The sequence below is a fragment of the Roseibium album genome (genome assembly GCF_001404515.1).
Lineage (GTDB): Bacteria > Pseudomonadota > Alphaproteobacteria > Rhizobiales > Stappiaceae > Roseibium > Roseibium album.
The window spans coordinates 1-5,533 of sequence record NZ_CXWE01000021.1 but is presented as its reverse complement, the minus strand read 5'-3'; the positions used below and the strand labels follow the sequence as shown (position 1 = coordinate 5,533).

General features: G+C 53.9%; 7 protein-coding genes. 1 reads left to right on the top strand and 6 read right to left on the bottom strand.

The window, feature by feature from the left end; genetic code table 11:
• A partial coding sequence (locus tag LA5095_RS31590; RefSeq protein WP_145902531.1) for an integrase core domain-containing protein occupies positions 1-331 on the top strand: 331 nt, incomplete at its 5' end.
• A 49-nt stretch (positions 332-380) separates the two neighbouring features.
• On the opposite strand, the gene LA5095_RS31585 is transcribed toward LA5095_RS31590, so the two are convergent.
• The 6 genes from LA5095_RS31585 to LA5095_RS31560 all read right to left on the bottom strand — a co-directional run bounded on the left by LA5095_RS31585 (position 381) and on the right by LA5095_RS31560 (position 5,491).
• On the bottom strand, positions 381-1,631 hold the full coding sequence (locus LA5095_RS31585; RefSeq protein WP_055391957.1) for a hypothetical protein: 1,251 nt from the start codon (positions 1,629-1,631) through the stop codon (positions 381-383).
• Between the two features lie 26 nt (positions 1,632-1,657).
• Positions 1,658-1,891 (bottom strand): hypothetical protein, encoded by a 234-nt coding sequence (locus tag LA5095_RS33595; RefSeq protein ID WP_055391956.1) that lies wholly within the window; start codon positions 1,889-1,891, stop codon positions 1,658-1,660.
• Positions 1,892-2,197: 306 nt separating this feature from the next.
• A complete protein-coding gene (locus tag LA5095_RS33385; protein ID WP_082465666.1) occupies positions 2,198-2,566 on the bottom strand; it encodes a ubiquitination-like system serine protease family protein in 369 nt (122 codons plus the stop codon).
• A 1-nt stretch (position 2,567) separates the two neighbouring features.
• On the bottom strand, positions 2,568-3,959 hold the full coding sequence (locus LA5095_RS31570; RefSeq protein WP_055391954.1) for a ThiF family adenylyltransferase: 1,392 nt from the start codon (positions 3,957-3,959) through the stop codon (positions 2,568-2,570).
• Complete coding sequence (locus LA5095_RS31565) at positions 3,959-4,813, bottom strand: multiubiquitin domain-containing protein (RefSeq protein WP_055391958.1); 855 nt, start codon at positions 4,811-4,813, stop codon at positions 3,959-3,961. The genes LA5095_RS31570 and LA5095_RS31565 overlap by 1 nt, the downstream gene beginning before the upstream one ends.
• A 69-nt stretch (positions 4,814-4,882) precedes the next feature.
• The gene (locus LA5095_RS31560) at positions 4,883-5,491 is read right to left on the bottom strand and encodes a PD-(D/E)XK nuclease family protein (protein ID WP_055391953.1); all 609 of its coding nucleotides are present in this window, start codon (positions 5,489-5,491) and stop codon (positions 4,883-4,885) included.
• Positions 5,492-5,533: the final 42 nt, after the last annotated feature.

The following is a 5,533-nucleotide window of genomic DNA, read 5'->3' as shown; positions in this document are numbered from 1 at the left end:
TCTTCGGGCTGTCCCAGCCTACATCAGATCGGACAACGGGCCGGAATTCGTTGCTCAAGCCGTCAGGGACTGGATCAACGCTGTGGGTGCCAAGACCGCGTACATCGAACCTGGTTCGCCATGGGAAAACGGATACTGCGAGAGCTTCAACGCCCGTTTCCGAGATGAACTGCTTGACGGAGAAACCTTCTACAGCCTGAAGGAAGCGCAAATCCTGATTGAACAATGGAGGAAACACTACAATACCAAGCGTCCACACAGCGCCTTGGGATACCGACCACCGGCACCGGAGACCATCATCCAGATGGACCACAGCCCAGTCATGCACTAACAATCAAAACGGACCACTCAAGTGGGGCTGATCAGAACCAATCCGACAACTACTTCAAACTCGCAATCGCGTCGGACTCGCTTAATGATACATGCCGGGTGAATCTGTCACTACCGCGAGACAATTCGACACCTGCCAGAAAATCATAACTATTGCTTTCGCCTTTACCATTCGCTTTTGCACGTATGAGCGCGATCTCCGTCTCGGTTAGGTCGATATTCCCTGAGATCCGATAAACCTTTGATTGCTTTCGGTCGATATGAATGAATTGGACCGGTTGACCATGTTCTTCCAGCGTGGTTTTAGCGGCGAAAAACCGGTCCGTTTCCCCGCTTTCGGGCTCCAATTCAATGAACAGGCTGACATTGCGTTTCTCGGTGACAAGGATCGCATCCGGTGCATTGTCAATGATCAGATCAATCGTGACTGCCGCGACATAGCCATCGCTCAGGTTGCCAGCCATATTAATCGATAAATCACCGATGAAATCCAGCTCAACTCTGACCAAGTCATTGGCAACTTTGTCTTTAAGCACGGAAGGCAAGCTTGCCGCGTAGCTAGTGACGGTAAGCATTAAAATCGCATAGAGCGGCATCGCAGCCACGCGCAGAAAACCGGCCTTGGTTTTATGCGCTTTCCAGGCCCGGAAACGCCAGTATGTGAGCGCGAATGCGGGGGTAATTATCGCTGAAACCCATATGACAAAAAGAGCAACAAAGATGATGTTCACGATTAGGACTTGAAGCGCCTCGTCGAGGAGCTCTTCCACGTAAGGCCCGTTAATCGCGCTGATCAATACATCCAGAAACAGCAAGCTGAAAAGCACGATAAAAAAGAACAACGCCTGATAGCCAAACACATAATAGCTGATCATCGCGAAATCATCTCGGCTATCAGCTTCTACGAGAACGTGTTGAGCCAAATAAGTGATGATCGTAACCGAAAAGAAGACGGGAAAAGCGGCTGTTAACAAGCCAGTGATTGAAAACGCACTGGCGAAGTTCTGATAAATGTTGCGGCTGATGTCGTCGTCAAACCAGATTAAGTCCAGTATGTTGAGAATGCCGAACGGATAGACCGCTATCACCAGCGTGAAGATAAAGCCGCCGATGGTTAGATAAGACAGCGGCAACACGTAACGTTTTTCCACGCGATCCGCCTGTAGCAGAATATCGCCGCATCGCAGCGGATGACGCAACATCAGCCAGCTCGTATTGAACATGCGTGATCCGAACCGGAGCAGCCCCTCAACCGCGTTTTCGATTTTTTCGGAGATAGTCGGATCAGGCTTGTCACTCACGGCATCACCTCAATCAATGGGAGTATTTAATCAATCGAAAAGTTGTTGATAGCTACAACTAAAACAAGATATGTGCATAAATACAAATCGAAGGGGCTATTCAGCATCATGTCCGTGGTGCGCCCTATCCTCCGCAAACACTGGGCAAGATCGAGCGCTGGCATCAAATCCTGAAGAATCCGCATCCTGCCGGAAACTACTTCCTGCCCGGTGATCTCAACGTCAGCATCGAGCGCTATTACAATCATCACCGCTACCATTAGAGTCTCGGTAACACGAAGCCGCCTGCAAGTGTGCTGTCCAGACAAAGGTTTGAGTTTTCGGGCTGAGAAGGGACGCCCCGAAGCACCGAGCGATGTTTCATAAGGCACGTTATGCAAATCCAGGGCAGGGGCTCAATCAAGGGCAAATCGGATGGGGAGAGTATTGCTTCCGTAATCTGTTTTTTGTCCGCTTTGAACCAGAGGCCACCCCGCGGCCCTCACACTCTCCCGCGAAGAAGGGGCAAGCTTAGGCAGAAAGCGGACATACGACACCGAGTCGTCGATCGCAATGAAAGTTCGATGCTACCGCCCGCTTGTATGAGCTTGAGGAAGTCCACCCTTACACCAATGGATGCGACCCTGCTTAATCCAGAAATGACACCTGCACTTGTTTTGTTGATGTACTGACGGCTTGACCGTTGGTCGCATCCAAAAGTCTTCCGAAACTGTCCAGCGCGGTCGCTGATTGGGGTTCAAGGAGAGATTGATGAGCTCTCCGCAACCACCAGGGCATCTGAGGCACACCCATTTTTTGACACCACCGCTTTCTACGATTGTGAGGCGCTGATCTACGATTGATGAATTATCCGGTAAGGACGGGCTACGGTCGGTCAATAGGTCAAAGCGCAGCAACCGGAGATGGCGGAGAAGTTGCGTAATCTGGCGTTTCATGTCAGCTCACCATCTCCAAAAAAGGTTGCACATCCGCCCGACCGAGCGTCTCTGCCTGGTAGCAACAAGGACAGCCGATTCGTGACTCGACCAACGGCCTGCGTTCGTCTCGTGCGTGAAAGCGCCGCATGCGCGTGGGCAACATACCGTCGGCTCCTGCAAGTCCCGTCACGCCTGCGAGCCACTCATTGACCGCCATGGTTGCTGCTTCGGTCGTGAAGGTGACGACTGCCGGCGATGGGTCGCCTTCTCCCAGGACGTATGCTTCCTCTTTTAGACGCTGATAAGCGTCAGAATCATTCCGTCTAAGCGCTTCTTCACGCGCGTGGCGCGGATCGACATAGTCGCCACAGAGAAGGCAGGGATGGCCGGGCACAAGCGTCGATACACGGGCGAAGAGATCGTATGCGGTGTCTGTCCGTCGCTGCATGGCAAGTCCCACGTCGATCACGGGGATGCCGTAGAATCGAGCAAAACGGTTCAGCAACAGTCGGCCGGCATGATCGTCCGTACAGCAGAAGACCACATCGCAGGCTTTGAGCGCATCCCATGTTGCCGGATGCCCAGCCCAGGCATTTACTGAGACCAATGTCATTCCAAGGCCGGATTCCAAGACAGTTCGCGTGTGAATGGAAGTTTTCGGCATCTTCGCATCAACATCTGAGCGCCGTGCACCATGGAGGCGATTGAGATTGGTCTCGTCCACAACATCCTTGTCGAATTGAACCGCTTCATCGACGCCGAGCCGCAATAGGAGTGGCAGGAGTGCGCTCCCCGTAGCGCCCCCGCCCGCAATTCCACACCGAAAGCCAGACACCTGCCGCGACGCCTCCTTACCGAACAGCCGAACCTGACGATCCAAAAAAGCCTCCGGAGACCCCTTGAGACCCGAGATACGCAAGCGCGGTCCGGAATGCAGGATCCTGCCGATGTCGACGAACTTGTCTGTCTGCGTCCAGATGCGTGCGGATATGCTGCCATTCCCGGCGATGAGAATGCTGATCAGCCCTGGCATCCCCTTCAAAAGGGCGGTACGGGCAAGCTCAGCTTCGTTGCGGTCATCCTGTTCAGAAAATTTTGCTTTGCCTTTCGGGTGCGTATGCACAAGGGCCGGTACGAGACCCGCTGTCTTGGCGTCGTTCAACAGCCGGATGAAACCATCAGTCTGCCAAGTGACATGCCGTCCCGAAGCAGAGTCAAGAGCGTCGCCACCGATCTTGTCAAACTTGTGCGAAACCAAACGCAGACGCGACATCTTGGTCCAAGGGTCCGTTTCGATGTTGGCGATGCCAAAGAGCATGTAGGCCGAACGCTCTGATTCGGCCCCTTGCGTCAGCAGGGACCGGATTTGTGCCTCGTGCGGGTCCAACAGGATGAGATCCAAGGTCACCATCAGGCCCGAGCCTCCACCAGAGCTGTCCGCACGCGGGCAACCATGGTGTGAAGACCATCGATGCCAGGGCGCCAAGCGTTATTGTGCCGCGACCAGCGCTGCCAGACGCGACCGCCGAAGTGGTGCTCAACGGTACAGGCTTTGGGCACCTGCCCTGTGCCCGCCAAAGAAAGCTTCGGTGAGACATAGAACATATCGGGCGGGCAGTCGGGATAGCCATTGGGCAGCAGGATCAGAACGTCGGCGATCTCGCAGTTAAACTTCCCAAAGGGCAACTTCACCGACTTCAAGATGATGCCGGTATTGCCACCTTCTGCGATAACGTCGAAGCCGTAGCCGCGACCGGTAAGGTAGGTCTGATCCTTCGACGGAATAGCATCCCCCTCCGTTGTCTGATCAATGAGTGACACGAAGCGTTCAACCCCTGCGTCGGCCAAGTTGATTACGTCAGTATCAGTGATTTTCTTGTCATGCTGCCCCGGAATTTCCTGCCAGAGATTGTAGTTGGCTGACAGCTTAGCCAGCTTGCGCAGCACGAAGCCACTGATGCAGGCCTGAGGCCATTCGAGATCGGCGTCGTCGATCTTGAACTTGAAGCTCCGATCAGAACGGGCGACCAGCACCTTCTCGGCACCGCGACCACGCAGATCATAACTTTCGTCAAGCCGGATGTCTTCAAAGTCACCATTGGGCAGAATGGCAATGGCTACATGCTCGTCGACGGGACGCCCGCCGGCGGCCTCGATCAGTTGGCGCCCGAGAACCTTCGGGTCATCGAAGACGCACTTGTTGAATTTAAGGCTCTCATCGGCGATGAGAACCGGAAAACGAGGAGTGTTTCCTTGCGGTTTCATGTTTGATTTCCTTGTGTTGTTTGAGGCCGCAAACGCCATGTCTGCGCCTTCACAAGGACAATCGCGGTGTCAGGTGGAATCCGGTAAGCCGGTTCCAATTTTTTTTCTGAGGAAGCCCGACGGCAGCGGGTTACAGATGAAAAAATAGGGGCAACGGGCGCATCGGTCGCTTCGAATTGGTGGAAACCGCCCCTCTAGAATGGCGATCGATGCATCCGCGATCTTGGCTTTCTTGTTCTCGAGCTGCGCACTTTTCATTGACAGTCGATCTTGCGATCGACCAGTCAAATAAACAAATTCCGCTTCGCCGCGACCGTCAGCAGCAATCTGAAAAGCTGCTGCATCAAGCGCGGTAACAGCGGTGCTTGTCTTGCGCCCTGTTCGGATGCGCCGGAACACGGTGGTGTGTCCCGTCTCGATCTCTTCATGAGCTGTCACTACGACTTCTACGTCGCCGAACCGGAGCGAAAGGGATTGCGGTACACGCCTGGTTTCACTCTCCTTCAGCCGAAAGAAGAATTGTAGCAACTCGTCGGAAATTTGCCGATATTCCGAAGCGTAGCCGTGTCTAGTCGGTCCATGGGCAGTCCATGCGGTGTCCACAATGGCCTTCAATTCGGTTTCGTTCGTTACGTCATTGCGGCGACCGGTGAGTTCATCAATAATGATCAGCCCCACTTGAGTGGTCCGTTTTGATTGTTATTGCAAGACTGGGCTTTG

Bases quoted from the DNA above. Each gene is read 5' to 3' on its own strand.
- LA5095_RS33595 (WP_055391956.1), bottom strand. From the start codon at position 1,891: ATGGTAGCGGTGATGATTGTAATAGCGCTCGATGCTGACGTTGAGATC.
- LA5095_RS33385 (WP_082465666.1), bottom strand. From the start codon at position 2,566: ATGAAACGCCAGATTACGCAACTTCTCCGCCATCTCCGGTTGCTGCGC.
- LA5095_RS31570 (WP_055391954.1), bottom strand. From the start codon at position 3,959: ATGGTGACCTTGGATCTCATCCTGTTGGACCCGCACGAGGCACAAATC.
- LA5095_RS31565 (WP_055391958.1), bottom strand. From the start codon at position 4,813: ATGAAACCGCAAGGAAACACTCCTCGTTTTCCGGTTCTCATCGCCGAT.